Source organism: Streptomyces tibetensis, assembly GCF_040647715.1.
Lineage (GTDB): Bacteria > Actinomycetota > Actinomycetes > Streptomycetales > Streptomycetaceae > Streptomyces > Streptomyces tibetensis_A.
Window position 1 is genome coordinate 233628 of the sequence record NZ_JBEZCR010000012.1, and the last position, 18891, is coordinate 252518.

Consider the following 18891-nt stretch of genomic DNA (forward strand, 5'->3'; position numbering starts at 1 on the left):
CCTATTCGCCATACCAAACGCACGTACGAAAAATGTTGTCTACTTAGTGCCCTCCGCCGACAGGCGCTCCGGCAGGCCGAGCCGCCCGAACCGGTCGCTGTGGAACGTGATGATCTCCGTGATCAGCCCACCGGTGACGCGCAGGACGTCGATCGTCAGCGGCAGGTACGCGCTCTGCTGCTTGTTCCAGAGATAGAAGGCGAGGGCGGGCTGCCGGTTCACGGAGGTGGGAACGGCGCGCAGGCCCTTCATGCCCTCGAAGCCGCTGGTGATCCAGTCGTTCACCACCGTGTCGCGGCCGATGGACAGGCCCGGCGTGGGCGGCATCGAACAACGGACGTCCTCGCGCAGCAGTGTGGTGAGCCGGTCGATGTCCGTGGCCACGCTGGCGTCGGTGTAGCGCCGTACCAGTTCGCGCGTCCCGGCGTCCTGATCGCCGCCGTACCAGTCCTGCCGCTCGGCGGGCAGATGCTCCCGCATGCCGGCGCGGGCCCGCTGCAATGCGCTGTTCACGGAGTTGACGGAGTCGCCCAGGCATTCCGCGACGTCCTTCGCAGGCCAGCCGAGCACGTCCCGCAGGATCAGCACGGCCCGCGGGCGTGGCGCGAGGTGCTGGACCGCCACGAGGTAGGCCAGCTCGATCGTCTCCCGCGCGACGGCGACCGCCTCCGGCTCGTCCGCGTCGCCCGCGGGCAGTTCGTCGAGCAACCGGTCCGGGTAGGGCTGCAGCCACAGCACCTCGCCGCCGGTGGCAGGCTCCGGGCGGACCTTGGCGAGCAGGTCCAGGCAGGCGTTGGTGGCGATCCGGTACAGCCAGGCCCGGAAGGTCGAGCGCCTCTCGAAGGTCTCCCGCCGCCGCCAGGCACGCAGGAACGTCTCCTGGACGGTGTCCTCGGCGTCCTCGAACGACCCGAGCATCCGGTAGCAGTGCACGTGCAGCTCCCGCCGGTGCCGCTCCGCCAGCCCCGAGAACACCTGCTCGTCGACCTCGCCAGGACCGCTCACGCCCAGATCCTCTAGCCGCGTGTCCGCACTCATCACGTCATCCCTCCGCCTCGTCGTGTCCCGTCGTAGGTGTGACGGGTGCGGGCGCGAAAACTCATCACCAGGGTCGGTCGGCGCTGCCGTGCGCATGCTCATTCGGAGACCGGCCTGCACCCGCAGGTCCACCGCCCGCAGCCGGACCCCGATCCATGTCGGAGGGTCGTCCGGCACCGGACAGACCCGACGGCAGCGATCCAGCGACGCCCGCAGCGCCGCGCGCTTTTGGGTCTGCCCCGTGCGGAGGTACGGCGCTCAGCGCCACCGCCCGGCGCGCCGCGCAGTCCACACCGGGGTCTGATCCTGTACCGGGGTACCGCGAGGTCGGGCACGGCGTGGGGGGGAGCGCCCGGCGGTACCAGCGATGCGGGGCCGCTTGCGAGATGCTCGTGCGGTTCCTGCGGGTGGCAGATGACAGGATGGAAGCATGACTATCAAGGTTTTCTTCGACATCACCATCGACGGCGTTCCTGCCGGCCGGATCAACATGAACCTCTTCGACGACGTCGCCCCGAAGACCGTGGAGAACTTCCGCGCGCTCGCGACCGGCGAGAAGGGCTTCGGCTACAAGGGCTCGTCCTTCCACCGCGTCATCCCGGAGTTCATGCTCCAGGGCGGTGACTTCACCCGCGGCGACGGCACGGGCGGCAAGAGCATCTACGGCGAGAAGTTCGCCGACGAGAACTTCACGCTCAAGCACACCAAGCCGGGCCAGCTCTCCATGGCCAACGCCGGCCCGAACACCAACGGCTCGCAGTTCTTCATCACCACGATCGTGACGTCGTGGCTCGACGGCAAGCACGTCGTCTTCGGCGAGGTCGCCGACGAGAGCAGCATGGAGCTCGTGCGCAAGATCGAGAGCTACGGTTCGCGGTCCGGCCGCACCTCGGCCACGATCACCATCGCCGACTCCGGCACTCTCTGACGATACGTCGCCCCGTGCGGGGTCCGGACAGGCCGAACCCCGCACGAGAGGGCGCACGCACCCTCGTCCCTCATGCCTACGGCTTGCCGAGCACCGTCCCCGTCAGCACCGGCCTGCCGGGAAGCGGCGTCCCTTCGGTCACGAAACGGGCAACAAGCCTTGGACGTCGGGACAGTTGGCGATCGGTCCCTGCACACTGGCCGGCACGTCAAGAAGCTGACCGGCAGCGAAAAGGGGGGCCGTACCGGTGGAGTACGTGCGGCTCGCGGACGGCAGTCAGACGGTGGCCACGGCCGTCGTCAGCGTGATCCTTGGGGGCATCATCCTCTTCGCGATCGTCGCAAAAGTCGCCGAGAATCTGTCGGCTCTCGCTCGGGCCAAGCCCAGCGATCTCGGATTCCCCCTGGTGGTCGCGTCGGTGACGTTCCTCGTCCTCTGGCTCGTCCTGGCGATGTTCATGACGTCGGGGACGCAGGCGGCCGCCGTCGCGGGCGGCATCGTGGGCGTGCTGTTCCTCGGCATGGCACTCTTCGGGTAGCCAACCCCTTCGAGGCCGTACGACTGCGGATGGAAGCATCAGTGGATGGAAGAAGGGCAACTCTGCCGTGATGTCCCCGGATTTGACCGAGCCGGCGCAGTCGCGGCGCTCGGTGATGGCGAGCGACGCCTGCCTGGTGGCGCTGGTCGGCACGCCGACCCTCGTCTGGTATGGCCTCTGGCGCTTCGCGTCGGCGTCCCTGACCGTGGCGGCGTGCGTCGCCCTGGCAGTCGGTTGTGCCGCCACACTGATCGCCTCTCGCCTGGGGCATGCGCGGAAGATGCTGGTAGCCCTGGGATTGCTGGCCCTTTCCGTGGCTCTCGCGGCGCTCACGGGCCGGGCGCAGGACTACTTCCTGCCGGGCATTCTGATCGACGCGCTGTACGCGGTGGTGCTGTCCGCGAGCGTGGCGCTGCGGCGGCCCCTGATCGGTGTGGTGCTGCGCGCCGTCGCCGGACGATGGCGGTTCCGAGTTCCGGGTTCGAAGCGGGTACACGCACTGCTCACCTTGCTGTGGGCGGCACGGTTCGCCACGGAAGCCGTCGTGATGACCGTCCTGTACCTGCGCGGCGATACCGACGTCCTGCTCGTGGCGCGCTTCGTGCTGCGCGCGCCGTTGCAGATCGCCTGCGCCGCAGTGACACTCGCCGTCCTGGCTCACGGCGCTGCCCAGCAGCGTAAGACGGAGACCTTTTCGCCGAAGGCTGCCGGGAACTAGGGAAGTGAGTCCCGGGCGCCGGGCAGGGTGAGCCGTGTCGTACCCCTCGCGCGGACCAGGGCACGCATGCCCCAGCGCGCCGGTACGGCGATGACGGCAGGGGGGACGAGTGCGCGGCTGCGGGCAATCGTCTCGGCGATCCGGCAGAGTTCCCCCGGCCGCCCGTGCGGTGGCCGGCGCAGGACCAAGGAAGGCAGCATCCTCCGCTGCGTCCCTCGCGGGGGCGGGCGCAGATCGCAGTACCCGGAGGCCCGGATGTTGGCGGACGGCAACAAGCGGGCGTGCCCGTCCAGTTCCCCCACCGCGCGGCGCCCGGCGGCCGGCCGCCAGACCGGGTGCAGCGCGAGCAAGCCCTCCGGCCGTACCACCCGGAGCAACTCGGTCAGCAGTTCGTCGACGTCCCGAACATGCTGGGCGACGAAGCACCCCAGGACGACGGAGAACGTGCGGTCACCGAACGGCAGCGCCTGCCCGAGCGCGGCGACCGCCCCCGAACCCGCCGGGGGGTCGTCCGCGTACGCGGGGTCGACCCGCACGACATCCAGCCGCTCACGCCCGAAGGGTGAGTCGCCGGCGCCGATGTCGAGAATGGGACCGGCGCTGTCCACCACTTCGGAACCGAACGCACATGCATAAAATTCTAGGGTCCCCCGTCCGGTCCTGATCGTTTGCCGTGAGCGATCGAGATCTTTCCGGTGAGCTTCCCGCATCATCATGTACTTTCCGATCTCAGATAATCGAACTACTCAGTAAGTATGGACAGTTCACCCTGCGCACGGTCACACTGTTGGAACTTTGCATTTCTGATCAAGGGGGCGGGTGTGCAGCAGGACAGTTCGACCACCATCGAAGATCGCCAATTGTTCGAAGAGCTCGTCGGTTCGATCAATCAGGACTGGCGTACCGCGGAGACGGCGGACAGCACACGAGAACGCCGGCGGCTTCTCGAACCGCGCGCCGATGAAGGCGTCACTTGGTGAGAAAGGATTCCGGTCTCCGGCGGTACAGCCGGCTGACCAGGGTTCATGCCGCGAGCGCCGCGGCGTTCGTCTACCCCCTCGGCCCCTTGGTGGCCGCGGGGGGAGACGTCTCCCCAGCTTTGGTGATCGCGGTCTCGGCCCTCGGGGTGCTCGGTCATACGTATGGATGCACGGTCAACGACCTCGCCGATCTGGAGTCCGACCGACGGAACCCGGCGCGACGCAGAAGTGTTCTGGTCAGTGGTGCTGTCAGTATTGCCGGGGCGCGTATGGCGCTCGGAGTTCAGTTGATTCTGGCCGTCGTACTGACGATCTTCGCCGCGGTCGCCGGAGAATCGGGGTGGTTGTTCGCCATAGGCATGACCGTCCTTTTCGCGACTGTCACTTTTTCCAACACCCATCAGAAGCGCAGGGTCGCCCATCCCTTGGTGATGGACCTCCTGTTCGGCGTGAACATGGGCGCACCGGCTGTCCTGTGCTGTGCCGTGACGGCTCCGCGTGACCTCACGCCCGCCTGGTGGGTGGCCGTGGCCTTCGGTATCCACATGGTCCTGCTCAATGTCGTCGCCGGAAATCTCAAGGACCTCGAACACGACCGGGCGGTGGGAGACGACACGACGGCGCTCCGGGCGGGGGTGCGGCTGACCGACTCAGGCCGGCTGATACCGACGCACTCCTATCTGCTGCTGCTCTGTGTTCTGCTGCTCGGTTCGCTGGCCTCCCTTCTCGCGCTGGTCCTGGCCGCGCCGTCTCCGGCCGGGCACCGCGCGGTGGCCACGGCCGTACTGCTCGTTCTCCAGGGCATGGCCGGCCATTCGCTGTGGACGCTGGTGCGGCAGGCACGAGCCGTGGACCCGAACGGCAGGGAGCGTTATCTCGGCTTGAACTTCCTCTCGTTGATGGTGGCGTGTTTGCTCTGGGCACCCCTCGCGTCGGTCGTCGTCGCTGTCCTCACCGCCGTGTGGCTCGTGCTGACCCGCGGCCTGGTGGCCCTCCCTACCCGTGAGCAGGAGAAGATCGCCTGATGCCGTCCCTGAACGAGGCGCGCTCCGCCGTGCCCTGGGAATCCGTCGTCGCTCGCATTCACCGCGAGATCACCTGCGCCGTACCCGCGCTCGACCCCACGGTCCGGGAACTCCCTCGCAAGGTGTTCGGCCTCGATTCCGGCTTCTTCTACATGCCACTCGCCCAGGCCATGCATTGGGGGGAGGAGGACGGAGGGTGGCTGGAGGAGGTCGCCACCGTCTTCGGCCTCGGGCATCTGTACTACGTCCTGCACGACCAGCTCGTCGACCACGGACGGCTTTCCCCCAGGCAGGCGGTGCTCATGGACGCCGCGCTCTCCCTGTACCTGACGCGCGGGGCACGGCTCGGGGCCGGAACCGAGCGCTTCCTGGTGTCCCATGCCGCCGGTGCGGCCGCCTACGCTGAGGCGCTCTTGCGGGACATCGCGCACAACGAGCGGCCGGGAGACGACTACAGCCCCGAAGACGTGTTCCGTCTGGGAGAGAAGGCTGCCCCCGGGATTCTGGCGCTGGTTGTCGTGGCGGCGCGCTGCGGACGGTCAAGGCACCTCGCGGAGCTGCCCCAGGCGGTCACGGACCTGTGTTCCGGACTCCAGCTGCTCGACGACCTGCAAGATCTGAGGGAGGACTGGGAGCACCGCAACGTCACCTTCCCCGTCTCCTTGGGTATCAGCGCGTTGAGCGCCAGCGCCCCGGACAGTGCCGAGCCCTCGCCCACACCCTTAGCCGCACACACCGCGGACGACCTCCTCGACGCGCTGTATCTGAGCGGCGGAGCGGCCGTGGTGCTGCGACTCGCACTGCGCTGCCTGGAGCGGGCGCGCGCCGCGCTGTCGCGGACCGACGCCGGAGTCGTCCTCGGACTGACCGACACATGGGCCGAGCGCGCCGCGCGGCAGCTCGACCGAGCAGAGAAGGGATCAGGCGCCCATGCTCGTCTGGGGTGACCGCGTGAAGCCCGCGGTCCGCACCCGGTTGACCGGACACACCTACGGTGTCTACTACACCCTCTGCATCGGTCTCTTCCGCCCCACCGTGCGGGTGCCGTGCACGGTGATGCCCCCGGACCCGGTGCTCTACTACATGCCGCACGGGGACCTCGTCCCCGGGGTCTTCGCCGCTCGCGGATTCCGTCATTTCGCCTGGGTCAACGACAACACGGTCGGCGGCTACGCGGCAGCACTGCCCGCTCTGGCCGCAGGAGTGGACGTCTTCCGCATCGGCCGTGGAGGACACCGCAGCCCCTACGAGCAGGTCCGGGATTTCCTCCGCGAGCGCACGGGACCTGTCGGGATCTTCACGGACGGAGGCCGCCGGGACGGCAGGGTGAGGACTTCCCTTGCAGCGCTGGCGAAGGACACCGGCAGGGCGGTCGCCCCCTTGCGCGTCCGCGCGGACCGGGCCTGGAAGTTCCAGGGCCAGTCGGTGCCCCGTCCGTTCAGTACCATCCGGGTCGCCCGGGGCGAGCCGATCCCCGCCGCCGCGCTGTCCGCGGCCGGAACCGAGCGAAGCCGGGAGATGCTTCAGCACGCTCTGGACGCACTGAGCGAGGCGCCGCCAGGCGGGCGAGAGACACCGTGAGGAACGCCAGGACCGCGCACGGCGCTGCCGTACCGGCCGCAGCCGTCTCCAGCCGTGACGGCTCGGGGATCGCCGGACACCTCTGGGACTACACGGGTCTGATGCGGCTGGAGTGCCTGCCCCTGCTGTCGGCACCCTTCCTGCTGGGCTTTGCCGTGTCACCCACCGGCTCACCGGCGACGGCGTACGCCTGGTTCGCAGCCGGTCTGGCCCTGCACGGCCTGAGCTGCGCCAGCAACGACATCGCCGACAGGGAACTGGACGCCCTGGACCCACGGCGAGCCAACCGACCCCTGACCTCGGGACGCGTACCGGTCCGGCACGCTGTCGTCCTGTCGCTGCTCCTGGGCACGCTGTTCACGCTCGCGCTGCTCACCTTGCCCAGCGAGCACCCTTCCCTGCTGTGGGTCTCCCTGGCCCTCACCGTCTGGGGCAACTTGCGGCAGAAGCGCTCCCGTGTCCCCACACCGGTGTCCGACCTGCTCTGGGGCGTCAGCGTGGCCGCGCCGCTGCTCGCGTTCACCCCATCGCCCACGGTCGGACATCTGGCGGCGGCGACCGCTCTGGCCCTGGTGGTCACCGCGTTCGACGTGGCGGGAGGAGATGTCAAGGACCTGGAGACGGACGTGTCCGCCGGGCTCCGCACCACGGCGATCGTGCTGGGCCTGCGGCCCGGACCGCACGGCATCGGCACGTCCCCCGCGTTCCGGTGGACGATGGCAGTCGGCTACGCGGCGACGGGAGCGCTGTGCCTGACGGCACTCCTTGTCGCGTCGGCCCCGCTTCCGCTCCTCCTCACCGCCCTCACGGCTCTCCTCGCGGGCACTGCGCCCCTGGCACGTCACACCGCCGGACGGCGCGTCTCGGCCGGCGGCCGCAGCGCGCTGTTCCTCGCCGGCCCATTTGTGGCGGTGCTGGGCGCGACGGCGGCCCTGGCACCCCGCCCCGCGCACGTCGTCCTGAGCATGGGAGTCGTGACGGGAGCCACGCTCGCGACCGCCCTCGGCCGACGGCTCCTGGCCCGCACCGCACGGCGCCTGCCGTCTGCGCACAAGTCCTCGAACCGGTTCGAGTGAAGCGAAGGTAGGAGCTGACCGTGCGGGTGTCAATACCTCGCGTCAGCCCCCGGCCGAGCCTGTGCGGGTGGGCCACGGCCCCTGCCGCCACCGCCCGTGCGGCCGCGAGGAACACTCCAAGCCTTGTCGGAGGTATTGACGCCTCCGCTTCCCACATCTAGCGTCTGGCCGATTGCGCGAACATCGTTCGATCAACCGAACATCTCCGTTACGCCGAAGCCTCTCTGACACAGCGACAACGGGAGTCACACGACAAGACGCTGAAGCACCGCAAGGTTTGAAGCACTCTCAAGAGCCGGAACACCACAGACCGCCTCGCCGCACCTCGTCCACCGCCGGATGGAACGACCGTCCAAGCCTGCCCCGAATCCCGACCGCCCCACCCGGGCGACCACCGTGACCTCACCCCACGAGCCGCACACCACGCACCGGCATCGTGTGCCCCGTGCCGCCGTCACCGTTGCGGTACTCGCAGAACGACAGGAGATGCAGATGTCTGCGCTTCGCGCCCGGCTGTCGGCGATATTGCTCGCCGCCTGCCTCCTCTTCGCCGGCCAGGCCCTGGCCACACCGCAACCGGCGGCCGCGGCCGATCCGGGCTACCTGATGACGCACTTCATCGGGGAGGGAGCGACCGGTCAGCAGATCTACTTCTCGCACAGCACGGACGGCCTCAACTGGACTGACCTCAACGGCGCAGGCATGGCCCTGCGCTCCACGGTCGGCACGAAGGGGGTGCGCGACCCCTCCCTGGTCCGCGCCCCAGGCGGAGACAAGTACTGGATCATCGCCACCGATCTGTGCATCGGCTGCGGCCAGACGTGGGACCAGTCCATCAACGACGGCAGCCGCAATCTTGTGGTGTGGGAATCGACGGACCTGGTCACCTGGTCACAGCCGTGGCTGCTCAACGTCGCCGGCGCGATCCCCGACGGCCGCAACGCATGGGCACCGGAGGCCATCTGGGACCCCGCCAGCAACGACTACATCCTGTACTGGGCGACGAACAAGCCCCTCAACGGCGCGACGAAGCACCGCATCTACTACGCGCACACCAGCGACTTCCGCTCCATCACCACCCCGCAGATCTACATCGAGCGCCCGGGCAGCCAGGAGATCATCGACACCCAGATCATCGAAATGCCGACAGGCATCGGCGACTACCGCTACGTGCGAGCCTCCGGCGACGGCCAGATCACGCTCGAAGGCAGCAACTCGATCCTCGGGACCTGGACCCACCTCGGCAACCTCTCCGGCATCGGCCTGACCGGCTCACAGGTCGAAGGCCCGATGTGGATGAAGTTCAACGGCAGCGACAAGTGGGCCCTCTACCTCGACCAGTACGCCTCCAGCGGCGGTTACATGCCGGTGCTGACGACCGACCCGTCCAGCCCAGCCACCTACCGGAAGCAGGCCACGGGAAGCTACAACATGGGCGGAACGAAGAAGCGACACGGTTCCATCCTGAACCTGACGGCCGCCGAGGACAGCCGCGTGCAGGCACGCTGGGCCAACACCACGGCCAGCCGCATCCAGTCCTACAACTTCCCAGACCGGTACGTGCGCCACACCAACATGGACGTGCGCATCGACCCCGACGTCAGCCCCGCCGACGACTCCAGGTTCCGGCTGAGGCCCGGCCTCGCGGGCACCGGCACCGTCTCCTTCGAGTCGGTGAACTTCCCCGGATACTTCCTGCGGCACTCCGGCTTCGACTTCCAACTGGCCTACAACGACGGCACCGGCCAGTTCGCGGCAGACGCCACCTTCCGCCAGGTCGCCGGCCTCGCCGACACGTCCTGGTCCTCGTTCCAGTCGTACAACTTCCCCGACCGATACATCCGCCACTACGCCTACGAACTCCGCCTCGACCCGATCACCACCACGACGGCCCGCAGCGACGCCACCTTCCGCGTGACGAACTGACCCGGCCGCCGGGGTGCTCCAGGCACACCACCCCTCCGCCGGCGACATCGAAATCGAGTCCGTTCAGGACTCTGAGGGGACCGAAGGAGTTGCGGAGTCCGCGGGCCTGCAGCATCGGAATCCTTGTTTGGCTCCCTTCGTGGTCGTGCGCCCGCTCCCCTGGTACGAGCGCCGCTCCAGGAAGTGCTGTCCCACTGTGACCAGGGAGACCAGGACCAGGTACCAAGGGCTCGCCACGATCAGGAGCAGCACGACCTGGTAAGTGTTCGCACAGATGTGGGCGACGGCCGAGAGCAGGTCCAGGCCGGAGATGAAGGCGACCAGAGGGGTGGCCTTGAAGAGGTTGATGAACTGGTTGGCCGACGGGGGCGCGATGACGCGCAGGGCCTGTGGGAGGAGCACGTGCCGCATGCCTCTGGCCGCCGGTCATGCCGAGCGACTCGGCCGCCTCTGTCCGGCCCTCCGACGGCGCCGCCGTCATCCAGAACACCTGCGGCGGCCAGACCACCAGCGGAACAGCCGGTCGGGGCAGGAAGAACCTGTGGGCCGGCCGCCGACCTGCGGTAACCCGTCGGCGCACAGCTACTGAGGTTGAACTCGCTCCCGCTCAGCCCGCGAACGCCTTCGCGAACGCCCCCGCCTCCTGATCCACCCCGCTGCAGTCCGTCTTGGCGTCGTCGTTCTCCGCGTTGCCCTCCTCGCACCGCTGGTCGCGGAAGGTGGCCCACATCGACACCCATGCGATCTCCTTCTCCTCGGCGAACGCCCGTACCTGGGCCGCGTCGGAGAGGGTGAACGTCTCGCCGTCGACGTCGTTGACGCCGACCATCGAGGTGAGTGCCATGCCCCGCCAGGCCGCAGCTGTGGACAGCCCGAAGACCTCCTTGAGTTGGGTGTGGGCTGCCTTGGCGGAGGTGAGCGCGTAGCCGCCCATGTCGCCGTCGTAGGACTCGCCGTAGTTCATGGTCATGAGGTTGACCGTGGAGACCTGGACGTCGTGCTGGTTGGCGGACTCCAGCAGGGCCAGGCTGTCCGCCTCCAGGCCGGACGGCATCACCGGGAGGGTGAAGGAAACAGTCAGGTCGTCGCGGGACTTCTGAAGGAGCGCGATCGCCTCGGAGCGCAGGTCCACAGAGTCGGAGTCGGTGAGGTCATCTCCTTCGATGTCGAAGTCGGCCTGTGCGGAGCCGGCTGCGTCCAGCGCCTTGCCATACGCCTCGGCGAGCCCGGCCGCGCTGCCGCAGGTCGCCGCGAGCTCCTTGCCCGAGGCCCCGCCGAAGGAGACGCGCACCGAGGCGCCGTCTTCCTTGAGCCGCTCGATTCGGGACGCGACGGCCGCGTCACCGATGGCGTCCGTGCCGTTCCACTGGGGTGTGCAGCCACTGCCGTCGGATATCACGAAGGCCAGGTTGTACGTCGTCGGGGAGCCCGCGGAGTCGTTGTCGGACGCGTCGGTGGCATTGACGTAGGGGGCGTAGGCGGTGGCCGCCGAGGCATCCCCGCCCGGGGCCGCCGTCGTCTGTTCCGGCGCAGCCGGTGCCCTGTCCGAGGTGCCGTGGGATTCCGCGGAGCACCCCGCGGTGGCCAGCACGAAAAGGCAGGTGAGCCCGGCCGCCGGCTTCAGGAGGCTCCGCATGGCGTATCCACTCACTCTCGTCATTTCTGTCTCAGGACGGAAACAAAAAAACGCTTCCGGAGGGGAAACGTCTCACACTCGCCGGGCCCTAGGGCACACAGTCACCGCACAGAGACTGCATGGACAGAAGCCGTCAAAGGGCATTGTCAGGGCGGACTTTTAAGGTGTTCGACTCTTTTCGCCCCACCTCGCGTCGCGCAGGAATTCTCGAAATCTCTCAGGATAAGGACAGGTTGAGGCGCTTCTCATAGGCCTCTCACAAGAAAGCCAGAGTTTAGGCCACATAAAGACTCCCTAACATCCGGGGAATGCATTCCGAGCCTGCCATCGAAAACCGCGCCGCCGTCCCCGGGCGCGGGCGCCGCCGCAAACGCGGCAACGAGTCCGCCGAAGGACCCGTGTTCGTTGACACCTCCGGTCGCCGTTCCAGGGTGCTGCGCCGGATAGGCCTCCTGGTCGGTGTCGTCTGCCTCGGGTACGCGGTCGTGCTCGGCATGGCGTTCATGGGCATCGGCACCTCGATCAACCCGTCCTCGCTGGTGCCGTTCAGCGGTGGCCGGAACGGCCCCGAAGGCACCGGCCCCGGTGCCGCCGAGCCGCCCGGCGGCTCCGGCACTCCGCCCGCCAAGCCGACCGGAACCCCGCCCACCGGCACCGCCACCGATGCCCCGCCCAGCTCCGCCGCGACCGCGTCCCCCGCCGCGGTCGCCGACTGACGAGAACGCGATACCCCCATGACGACGACACCCTCGCGCGGCCGCCGGCGCGCCCCCTCCCGGATCGAACGGGCCGCGGGCAAGGCCGCGGCCCTGCAGAAACCCCGGGTCATCCTCGCCCTGCTGCTCCTGCTCGCCCTGACCAGCATCATGCTGCTCGACGGCTATCTGCGCGCCGAAGTCGGCGGCGACCAGCGCGTGCGGGAAGGCGCCAGCTCGAGCAAGGTACCCGACAAGATCCTCAACGGCGGTCCCATCGTCACCTTCCGGGGCGGCCAGGCCACGACGATCTCCGTCCCTGACAAGACGATCGCGCTGACCTTCGACGACGGCCCGAACCCGACGTACACGCCCGAGGTGCTCAGGGTCTTGGAGAAGTACGACGTTCCCGCCACGTTCTTCGTGGTCGGGGCGATGGTCTCGCGCTACCCGGGCATCGTGCGAGACATGGTCGAACAGGGCAACGAGGTGGGCATCCACACCTTCACCCACGTCGACCTCTCCTACCAGAGCGGCGCCCGTGTCCGGCGCGAGATGACCCAGACGCAGCTCGCGCTGGCGGGCGCGGCCGGCATCACGACCACGCTGTTCCGGGCGCCGTACTCCTCCGAGACCGACGCCGTTGACAACTACAGCTGGCCCGTCTACAAGCAGCTCGGGGCCGACGGCTACACCAGCGTCTTCGTCGACACCGACAGCGACGACTGGAAGAAACCGGGCGTCACGAAGATCGTCAAGTGGGCCACACCGAAGGGGACTTCGGGCGCATCAGTGCTCATGCACGACGCGGGCGGCGACCGCGAACAGACGATCAAGGCGCTGCCTCAGTACATCGAGAAGATGCGGGCGAAGGGGTACACCTTCACCACCATCAGCGGGGTCATCGAGGCGCGGACCGCCACCGAGCGGCAGGCGGCGCGAACGGGAACAGGAGCCGAAGCAGGAGCCGAGGCGGCGGGCACGACCGGGACGACGAGCGGCGAGCAGTCGGGCGCGACCGGGCCTGAACAACCCGCGGGCCTGCCGACCGGACAGGCCCAGGGCGCTCAGGGGGGCCAGGGCGCGAACGCGTCCCCGCTCCAGGCCGCGCACCGCGAAGCCACCGGAACGACCCTCTACGAGGGCAAGGCGCTCGTCGCGGCCGTGGCCGTCGCGGAGTTGATGGTGCCCACGCTCTCGGTCGGGCTGATGGTCGTGGGCGTCGCGGTCATGGGCCGCTTCGGGATGATGCTGATCCTCGCCCGCCGCCACTACCGGCAGCGCAACAGACGCCGGTTCAGCTGGGGAGCGCCGGTCACCCGGCCGGTGACCGTGATCGTCCCGGCGTACAACGAGAAGGAGTGCATCGCCAACACCCTGGAGTCGCTGGCGCGGAGCACCCACCCGATCGAGATCATCGTGGTCGACGACGGCTCGACGGACGGCACGTCGGAGATCGCGCGGGCGGCGGCCCACGAGCTCGGCATGACGAACGTCCGCGTCATCCGCCAGGACAACGCCGGCAAGCCGGCGGCCCTCAACAACGGTGTGCGCAGCGCCAGCCACGACATCGTCGTCATGATGGACGGCGACACGGTCTTCGAGGCCGACACCGTAGGGCAGTTGGTGCAGCCCTTCGCCGACCCGGCCGTCGGCGCCGTCGCCGGCAACGCCAAGGTCGGCAACCGCGACACCGTCATCGGAGCCTGGCAGCACATCGAGTACGTCATGGGCTTCAACCTCGACCGCCGCATGTACGACCTGCTGCGCTGCATGCCGACCATCCCGGGCGCGATCGGCGCGTTCCGCCGCGAGGCCGTCCTCCAGGTCGGCGGTATGAGCGAGGACACCCTCGCCGAGGACACCGACATCACCATCGCCATGCACCGGCAGGGCTGGCGGGTCGTCTACCAGGAGCACGCACGCGCCTGGACCGAGGCGCCGGGCTCCCTGAAGCAGCTGTGGTCGCAGCGCTACCGCTGGTCCTACGGCACGATGCAGGCCCTGTGGAAGCACCGCAAGTCCCTGACCGACAAGGGACCTTCGGGCCGTTTCGGCCGGGTCGGCATGCCGCTGGTGGTCCTCTTCCAGATCATCACGCCGGTCTTCGCCCCGCTCATCGACGTGTTCACGGTCTACTCGATGGTCTTCGTCGACTTCACCGCGGCGCTGCTGGCGTGGCTGGCGGTGCTCGGCGTCCAGCTGTTCTGCGCGGCGTACGCCTTCCGCCTCGACCGCGAGAAGTACCGCTATCTGCTGATGATGCCGCTCCAGCAGTTGGCCTACCGCCAGATGATGTACCTCGTCCTCATCCACTCCTGCATCACCGCCCTCACCGGCGGCCGCCTGCGCTGGCAGAAGCTGAAGCGGACGGGCGAGGTCGGGACTCCGGCGGGGGTCGGCTGATGGGGGCGCACAGCAAGGGAGCCGTCCGCCCGGGCAGTGCCGGGGACACCGCACCGATGCCCGCGGTGGATTCCGCACTCCGGCCGACGGCCACCGGCCGGGACCGTTACTTCGACACGCTCCGAGCCGTGGCCCTCGTCCGCGTCGTCGCGTACCACACCTTCGGCTGGGCCTGGGCCGGCCTGGTCTTCCCGTCGATGGGGATCATGTTCGGCCTGGCCGGGACCCTGATGGCGAAGTCCCTGGAGCGCCCAGCGCTGACGGTGGTGAAGAGCCGCCTGCGCCGCCTGTTGCCCCCATTCTGGTTCTGGGGTCTCTTCGTGGTCGTCGCGATGCTCGTCCACGGCTGGATGCCGGGCTGGCAGATCGTCTACTGGGTCGTCCCCCTCGGCGACCCGCCGGGCAACGCGTGGGGCGAGCAGGCCTGGGAGATCCTCTGGTACCTGCGGACGTACCTGTGGTTCGTCCTGCTCTCCCCGCTCCTGCTGAAGCTGTTCCGGCTCGCTCCCGTCCCCGTCCTGGTGCTGTCCCTGGGCCCCATCCTGGTTCTGAACTTCGTCTGGTCCGGTCCGGACAACCGGCTCGGCACCGCCCTGTGGGACCTGGCGACGTACCTTTTCTGCTGGATCCTCGGCTTCGCCCACCGCGACGGGGTGCTCCAGCGGATGAAACCGGCCGCTGTGGTGCTCCTCTCGCTCGCGGCCCTGGGTTACGGCGGCTGGTACGCGCTCTCGCACCAGGCCGAGTCCGGTACGTACGACCTCGACGAGAACCCGCTCGCGCAGGCCTTCTGGTCGGCCGGTTTCGTGATGCTCCTGATGTGGGCGAAGGCCCGCTTCCGGATCGACTTCGCCGGACTGACCCGGCTCAAGCGGCTGGACCGGCTCGTGACGGTCTTCAACGCCCGAGCCGTGACGATCTACCTCTGGCACGAGATCGCGCTGATCCTCGCCGTACCGCTGATCGACCAGTTCTGGAAGGTGCCGGCCTTCGAAACGTACCTGCCGCTGGAGAGCCAGTGGTTCATGTTCGGCGTCGGCTGGGTCCTGATCGCCGGGTTCGTCCTGGCATGCGGGTGGGTGGAAGACGTGGCGGCGAGGAAGAAGCCACGGTTCCTCCCCTGAGCGGGTGCCGGCGGCCTACCGCTGCAGCGCATGTTCCCGGTTCCGCTCGGAGACCCCGGGCGCGTACCTGGGGTTGCCGTCGGTGGCGGTGTCGCCCGGCAGATTGATCGGCACTCCTCTCACCAGCGGTGAACAACCCGGATACGCAGCTGCGAGGCCCCGACCGTTGACCGGTCGGGGCCTCCGTGACGGCGTGGCGCGTCTCAGTCGCGTCGACCAGCCCTCCCTGCGCATCGAGGCGTACGCCTGCGACACGGCGAATACTCCGTCCAGCGCATCGTCGGCGCCCGCCGTGCCCTCGCCGACATCTCCGCCGTCCACCCGCGGGCAGCACGCCACCGAAGCCATCCGCCACAGCGGCGGCGACCGGCGCCCACCACCCATGCCAGCCCCCCGACAACGACGGCCGCATACACCGGCCGCGCCGCGCGAGCAACCCGACAGCACCCCGAACACGCCGGTGGCCGGACCCGAAGGCCCGGCCACCGGCAGAAGAGCGGCACCCAAACGTGCTCCCACCACCAACGCCCACGTTCGCCTCGATGCCCATCTCAATGACTGATTCAAGCCACCTGTGCGGTCTTTCGAAGAGCGCCGAGGCCCAACTCTTGCCTGTGCAGCTGCCGCCGCCTCGCCGTGCAACGGCTGGTTCCGCAGTGATTTCGCCGTCGAAGATCGACGATGCCGGAGCCCTTCGCACCAGATGACGACAAGGGGTGGGTGACATGGCCGGCCTGATCAGACGCCAGGAGTATCCGGTGAATGCCGACTACAACGGATGGGCCTTGCAGGACTTCGACGACACGCAAGTTCCTGTGCTGTTCCCTGAGGGTTCGAGAGCGGCACGTTCCTCACTGCCCATCCTGGGCGCCTTGATGTCCACAGTGCCGAGCCCACCCACACCGCGGCCCCGACGGTGGAGGAGGCACGCGGAGCCTGCAGTGTCAAAGAACCTGCGCCCGCATCCATCGCCGAGCAGAGCCGCCACAGGCAGTCATCCCACTGACACGAAACGGAGAGATCGCATCCAGCTCTGTCCTCATCAGGAGTGTGATGGACCTGAGTGGGGGCCGGGTCCCGGGTGATAGGACGTCTCGTCGCGGAACAGGGGGCGGCCGTCCGGGAACGCGGTGGGCACGGGGGCGTAGGCGTTGTGGCCGTAGTCGTGGTCATAGTGATAGCCGGGGGCGTTGGCCGGCTCGGGCCAGGTGGGTGCGGTGGGGGTGCAGGCGTCGTACCGGGGGCTGTGGCCGGGCGGGTTCTGGTATCCCTGGGCCGGGTCCCGGGCGAACTCAGCCTGGGCGAACGCCCCCTCCTGGGTGTCGAACGACAGCGGCAGCCGCAGCTCGCCGGTGTCCATCACCGCGCTGTTCTGCGAGCGGTGCAGTCGTGCGTACGCCCCGCCTCGTGTGAGGAGTTCCTCGTGGCGGCCCGTCTCGACGATGCGGCCCCGGTCCACGACGAGGATGCGGTCGGCGTCGGGGGCGAGGTTGAGGTCGTGGGTGATCATGATGGTCGCGCGGCCGCTCATCAGGCGGCGCAGGGGCTGCACGACACGGCGGGCCGCCATCGCGTCCAGACCCGTCGTGGGCTCGTCCAGCACCAGGACCGGCGCGTCGCGCAGGATCGCGCGGGCGATCGCCAGGCGCTGGAGCTGGCCGCCGGACAGGCGGGCCGAGCTGGGGTCGACCTTGGTGTCGTAGCCGTCGGGGAGCCGGACGATGAAGTCGTGGGCGTCGGCCGCCCTCGCCGCCTCCTCGATCGCCTGGTCACTGGAGCCGGGCCGGCCGCAGGCGATGTTCGCGCGGACCGTGTCGTGCAGGACCAGGGTCTCCTGGGGGAGCAGGGTGACGTACTCGCGCAGGCGGGCCAGCGGGAAGTCGCGCAGGGGGATGCCGTCCAGCAGCAGTTCGCCGGCGTCCGGGTCGTAGAAGCGCAGGAGGAGCTTGGAGACCGTGGACTTGCCGGCGCCGCTCGGACCGGTGATGATCACGAGCTCGCCGGGGTTCACCGTGAAGGAGAGGTCCTTCAGGGCGGGCTTGTCGGTGCCGGGGTAGCCGAAGAAGACGTTGCGCACCTCGACTGTTCCGTCCGGGCGGCCGGTGTCCGTGCCGCGGCGGGGGTCGGTGACCGAGGGCTGCACGTCCAGGATCTCGATGAGCCGCTCGGCGCCCGCAGTGGCCGCCGTGACCGTGAGGCCGAGCTGGGCCAGGCCGCGCACGGGCGGGTAGAGGTAGCCGAGGAAGGCGGCGAAGGCGAGGAGCTGCCCGAGGGTCATGCGGCCGGTGGAGATCTCCCAGGCGCCGATACCGATCACGGCCAGGACGCAGACCGTCTCGATGACCTGCACCAGCTGCTCGTACGCCTCGTTCAGGCGGGTGGAGCGGACCGAGGCGCGGAACCAGGCGGCCGCCTCCTCGTTCAGGCGGCGCCGTTCCGCGTCCCGGCGGTCGTAGGCCTGGGTGAGCACGATGTTGCCGAGGGACTCCGCGACGACGGAGGTGATCGCGCCGTCGGCGACCCGGCCCTCGCGGGAGACGTCCTTGATGGCGCCGGAGAAACGGCGGGCCGCCAGCCAGAACAGGGGGGCCAGGACGAAGGTGGCGGCGGCCAGGTCCCAGCGCAGCCAGAACGCCGCGGCGGCGTAGAAGAGGGCGGAGAAGGCCGCCGAGGCCGCGCCCACCAGGCCGGACACGACCATCGTCTCAATCGCTTCGACATCGCCGGTCAGGCGCGAGAGCAGGTCGCCCTGGCGGTGGCGCTGGAAGAAATGCGGCGGCATCTGCTGGACGTGGTTGAAGACGTGCTCGCGCAGCCGCATCACGAAGCGCTCGGTCGCCCAGGCGGCAAGGGAGTTGCCCGCGTACGCGACGATCGCGCCGACCACTGCGATGCCCAGCCACTTGACCGCCGGGGACCAGAACGCGCCGAGGGAGCCCTTCTCCAGGGCGTTGTCGGTGAGGTCGCCGAACAGGAGGATGGCCTCGGTCTCGGCCAGTGCGGCGAGCACGGTGCAGATGAAGACGACCAGGAGCCAGCGGCGCAGGCCTCTGGTCAGCGGCCAGAAACGACGGAATGCGGTTCGTGCAGGGATGGTGGGCGTGTCCTCGTATTCGAGCTCGTCGCCCTCGTCGTCACCTATATCCATGTCAGACTCCCTCCGCTTTCCCATCTCCCGGTTCTTTTGAATTCAGGAATGCACAAAAGGGGGTCGACGGCG

General features: G+C 68.9%; 17 protein-coding genes. 12 read left to right on the plus strand and 5 right to left on the minus strand.

Annotated features, from left to right (window positions below; genetic code table 11):
• Positions 1 to 39: 39 nt before the first annotated feature.
• Complete coding sequence (locus AB0B29_RS29800) at positions 40 to 1005, minus strand: RNA polymerase subunit sigma-70 (RefSeq protein ID WP_362244552.1); 966 nt, start codon at positions 1003 to 1005, stop codon at positions 40 to 42.
• Between the two features lie 463 nt (positions 1006 to 1468).
• On the opposite strand from AB0B29_RS29800, the gene AB0B29_RS29805 reads away from it, so the two are divergent.
• From AB0B29_RS29805 to AB0B29_RS29815, 3 genes are all read left to right on the plus strand, one after another.
• Entirely contained in the window at positions 1469 to 1966 is a 498-nt protein-coding gene (locus tag AB0B29_RS29805; protein ID WP_031107460.1) for a peptidylprolyl isomerase, read from the plus strand.
• A 247-nt stretch (positions 1967 to 2213) separates the two neighbouring features.
• The gene (locus AB0B29_RS29810) at positions 2214 to 2504 is read left to right on the plus strand and encodes a hypothetical protein (RefSeq protein WP_362244553.1); all 291 of its coding nucleotides are present in this window, start codon (positions 2214 to 2216) and stop codon (positions 2502 to 2504) included.
• 70 nt (positions 2505 to 2574) lie between these two features.
• The gene (locus tag AB0B29_RS29815; protein ID WP_362244554.1) at positions 2575 to 3222 is read left to right on the plus strand and encodes a DUF3159 domain-containing protein; all 648 of its coding nucleotides are present in this window, start codon (positions 2575 to 2577) and stop codon (positions 3220 to 3222) included.
• On the opposite strand, the gene AB0B29_RS29820 is transcribed toward AB0B29_RS29815, so the two are convergent.
• On the minus strand, positions 3219 to 3833 hold the full coding sequence (locus AB0B29_RS29820; RefSeq protein ID WP_362244555.1) for a methyltransferase domain-containing protein: 615 nt from the start codon (positions 3831 to 3833) through the stop codon (positions 3219 to 3221). The two genes, AB0B29_RS29815 and AB0B29_RS29820, sit on opposite strands and share 4 nt — an antisense overlap.
• A gap of 210 nt (positions 3834 to 4043) precedes the next feature.
• On the opposite strand from AB0B29_RS29820, the gene AB0B29_RS29825 reads away from it, so the two are divergent.
• The 6 genes from AB0B29_RS29825 (at position 4044) to AB0B29_RS29850 (ending at position 9810) form a co-directional block, all read left to right on the plus strand.
• Positions 4044 to 4202, plus strand: a complete 159-nt coding sequence (locus tag AB0B29_RS29825) for a hypothetical protein (protein WP_362244556.1) — start codon at positions 4044 to 4046, stop codon at positions 4200 to 4202.
• An 89-nt stretch (positions 4203 to 4291) separates the two neighbouring features.
• Positions 4292 to 5227 (plus strand): UbiA family prenyltransferase, encoded by a 936-nt coding sequence (locus AB0B29_RS29830; RefSeq protein ID WP_362244615.1) that lies wholly within the window; start codon positions 4292 to 4294, stop codon positions 5225 to 5227.
• On the plus strand, positions 5227 to 6174 hold the full coding sequence (locus AB0B29_RS29835) for a hypothetical protein (RefSeq protein ID WP_362244557.1): 948 nt from the start codon (positions 5227 to 5229) through the stop codon (positions 6172 to 6174). The genes AB0B29_RS29830 and AB0B29_RS29835 overlap by 1 nt, the downstream gene beginning before the upstream one ends.
• The gene (locus tag AB0B29_RS29840) at positions 6158 to 6808 is read left to right on the plus strand and encodes a hypothetical protein (protein WP_362244558.1); all 651 of its coding nucleotides are present in this window, start codon (positions 6158 to 6160) and stop codon (positions 6806 to 6808) included. The genes AB0B29_RS29835 and AB0B29_RS29840 overlap by 17 nt, the downstream gene beginning before the upstream one ends.
• Positions 6805 to 7884, plus strand: coding sequence for a UbiA family prenyltransferase (locus tag AB0B29_RS29845; RefSeq protein WP_362244559.1), 1080 nt, complete (start codon positions 6805 to 6807; stop codon positions 7882 to 7884). Before AB0B29_RS29840 ends, AB0B29_RS29845 begins: the two co-directional genes overlap by 4 nt.
• Before the next feature lie 492 nt (positions 7885 to 8376).
• The gene (locus AB0B29_RS29850; protein ID WP_362244560.1) at positions 8377 to 9810 is read left to right on the plus strand and encodes a glycoside hydrolase family 43 protein; all 1434 of its coding nucleotides are present in this window, start codon (positions 8377 to 8379) and stop codon (positions 9808 to 9810) included.
• A gap of 63 nt (positions 9811 to 9873) precedes the next feature.
• Here the strand turns inward: AB0B29_RS29850 and AB0B29_RS29855 are convergent, their stop codons facing one another.
• Both AB0B29_RS29855 and AB0B29_RS29860 read right to left on the minus strand, forming a co-directional pair.
• Positions 9874 to 10212, minus strand: coding sequence for a hypothetical protein (locus AB0B29_RS29855; protein WP_362244561.1), 339 nt, complete (start codon positions 10210 to 10212; stop codon positions 9874 to 9876).
• 205 nt (positions 10213 to 10417) lie between these two features.
• Entirely contained in the window at positions 10418 to 11446 is a 1029-nt protein-coding gene (locus AB0B29_RS29860; RefSeq protein ID WP_362244562.1) for a chitinase, read from the minus strand.
• Positions 11447 to 11754: 308 nt separating this feature from the next.
• On the opposite strand from AB0B29_RS29860, the gene AB0B29_RS29865 reads away from it, so the two are divergent.
• From AB0B29_RS29865 to AB0B29_RS29875, 3 genes are read left to right on the plus strand one after another with little or no spacing between them, the layout of a single operon-like run.
• A complete protein-coding gene (locus AB0B29_RS29865; RefSeq protein WP_362244563.1) occupies positions 11755 to 12162 on the plus strand; it encodes a hypothetical protein in 408 nt (135 codons plus the stop codon).
• Positions 12163 to 12180: 18 nt separating this feature from the next.
• Positions 12181 to 14547 (plus strand): bifunctional polysaccharide deacetylase/glycosyltransferase family 2 protein, encoded by a 2367-nt coding sequence (locus AB0B29_RS29870; RefSeq protein ID WP_362244564.1) that lies wholly within the window; start codon positions 12181 to 12183, stop codon positions 14545 to 14547.
• The gene (locus AB0B29_RS29875) at positions 14547 to 15671 is read left to right on the plus strand and encodes an acyltransferase family protein (protein WP_436845906.1); all 1125 of its coding nucleotides are present in this window, start codon (positions 14547 to 14549) and stop codon (positions 15669 to 15671) included. Before AB0B29_RS29870 ends, AB0B29_RS29875 begins: the two co-directional genes overlap by 1 nt.
• Positions 15672 to 16713: 1042 nt before the next feature.
• Here the strand turns inward: AB0B29_RS29875 and AB0B29_RS29880 are convergent.
• Positions 16714 to 18819, minus strand: a complete 2106-nt coding sequence (locus AB0B29_RS29880; RefSeq protein WP_362244566.1) for an ABC transporter ATP-binding protein — start codon at positions 18817 to 18819, stop codon at positions 16714 to 16716.
• Between the last annotated feature and the right edge of the window lie 72 nt (positions 18820 to 18891).

Coding starts and splice junctions, on each gene's coding strand:
- AB0B29_RS29805 (WP_031107460.1), top strand. CDS start 1,469: ATGACTATCAAGGTTTTCTTCGACATCACCATCGACGGCGTTCCTGCC.
- AB0B29_RS29815 (WP_362244554.1), top strand. CDS start 2,575: ATGTCCCCGGATTTGACCGAGCCGGCGCAGTCGCGGCGCTCGGTGATG.
- AB0B29_RS29835 (WP_362244557.1), top strand. CDS start 5,227: ATGCCGTCCCTGAACGAGGCGCGCTCCGCCGTGCCCTGGGAATCCGTC.
- AB0B29_RS29840 (WP_362244558.1), top strand. CDS start 6,158: ATGCTCGTCTGGGGTGACCGCGTGAAGCCCGCGGTCCGCACCCGGTTG.
- AB0B29_RS29850 (WP_362244560.1), top strand. CDS start 8,377: ATGTCTGCGCTTCGCGCCCGGCTGTCGGCGATATTGCTCGCCGCCTGC.
- AB0B29_RS29860 (WP_362244562.1), bottom strand. CDS start 11,446: ATGCGGAGCCTCCTGAAGCCGGCGGCCGGGCTCACCTGCCTTTTCGTG.
- AB0B29_RS29865 (WP_362244563.1), top strand. CDS start 11,755: ATGCATTCCGAGCCTGCCATCGAAAACCGCGCCGCCGTCCCCGGGCGC.
- AB0B29_RS29870 (WP_362244564.1), top strand. CDS start 12,181: ATGACGACGACACCCTCGCGCGGCCGCCGGCGCGCCCCCTCCCGGATC.
- AB0B29_RS29875 (WP_436845906.1), top strand. CDS start 14,547: ATGGGGGCGCACAGCAAGGGAGCCGTCCGCCCGGGCAGTGCCGGGGAC.
- AB0B29_RS29880 (WP_362244566.1), bottom strand. CDS start 18,819: ATGGATATAGGTGACGACGAGGGCGACGAGCTCGAATACGAGGACACG.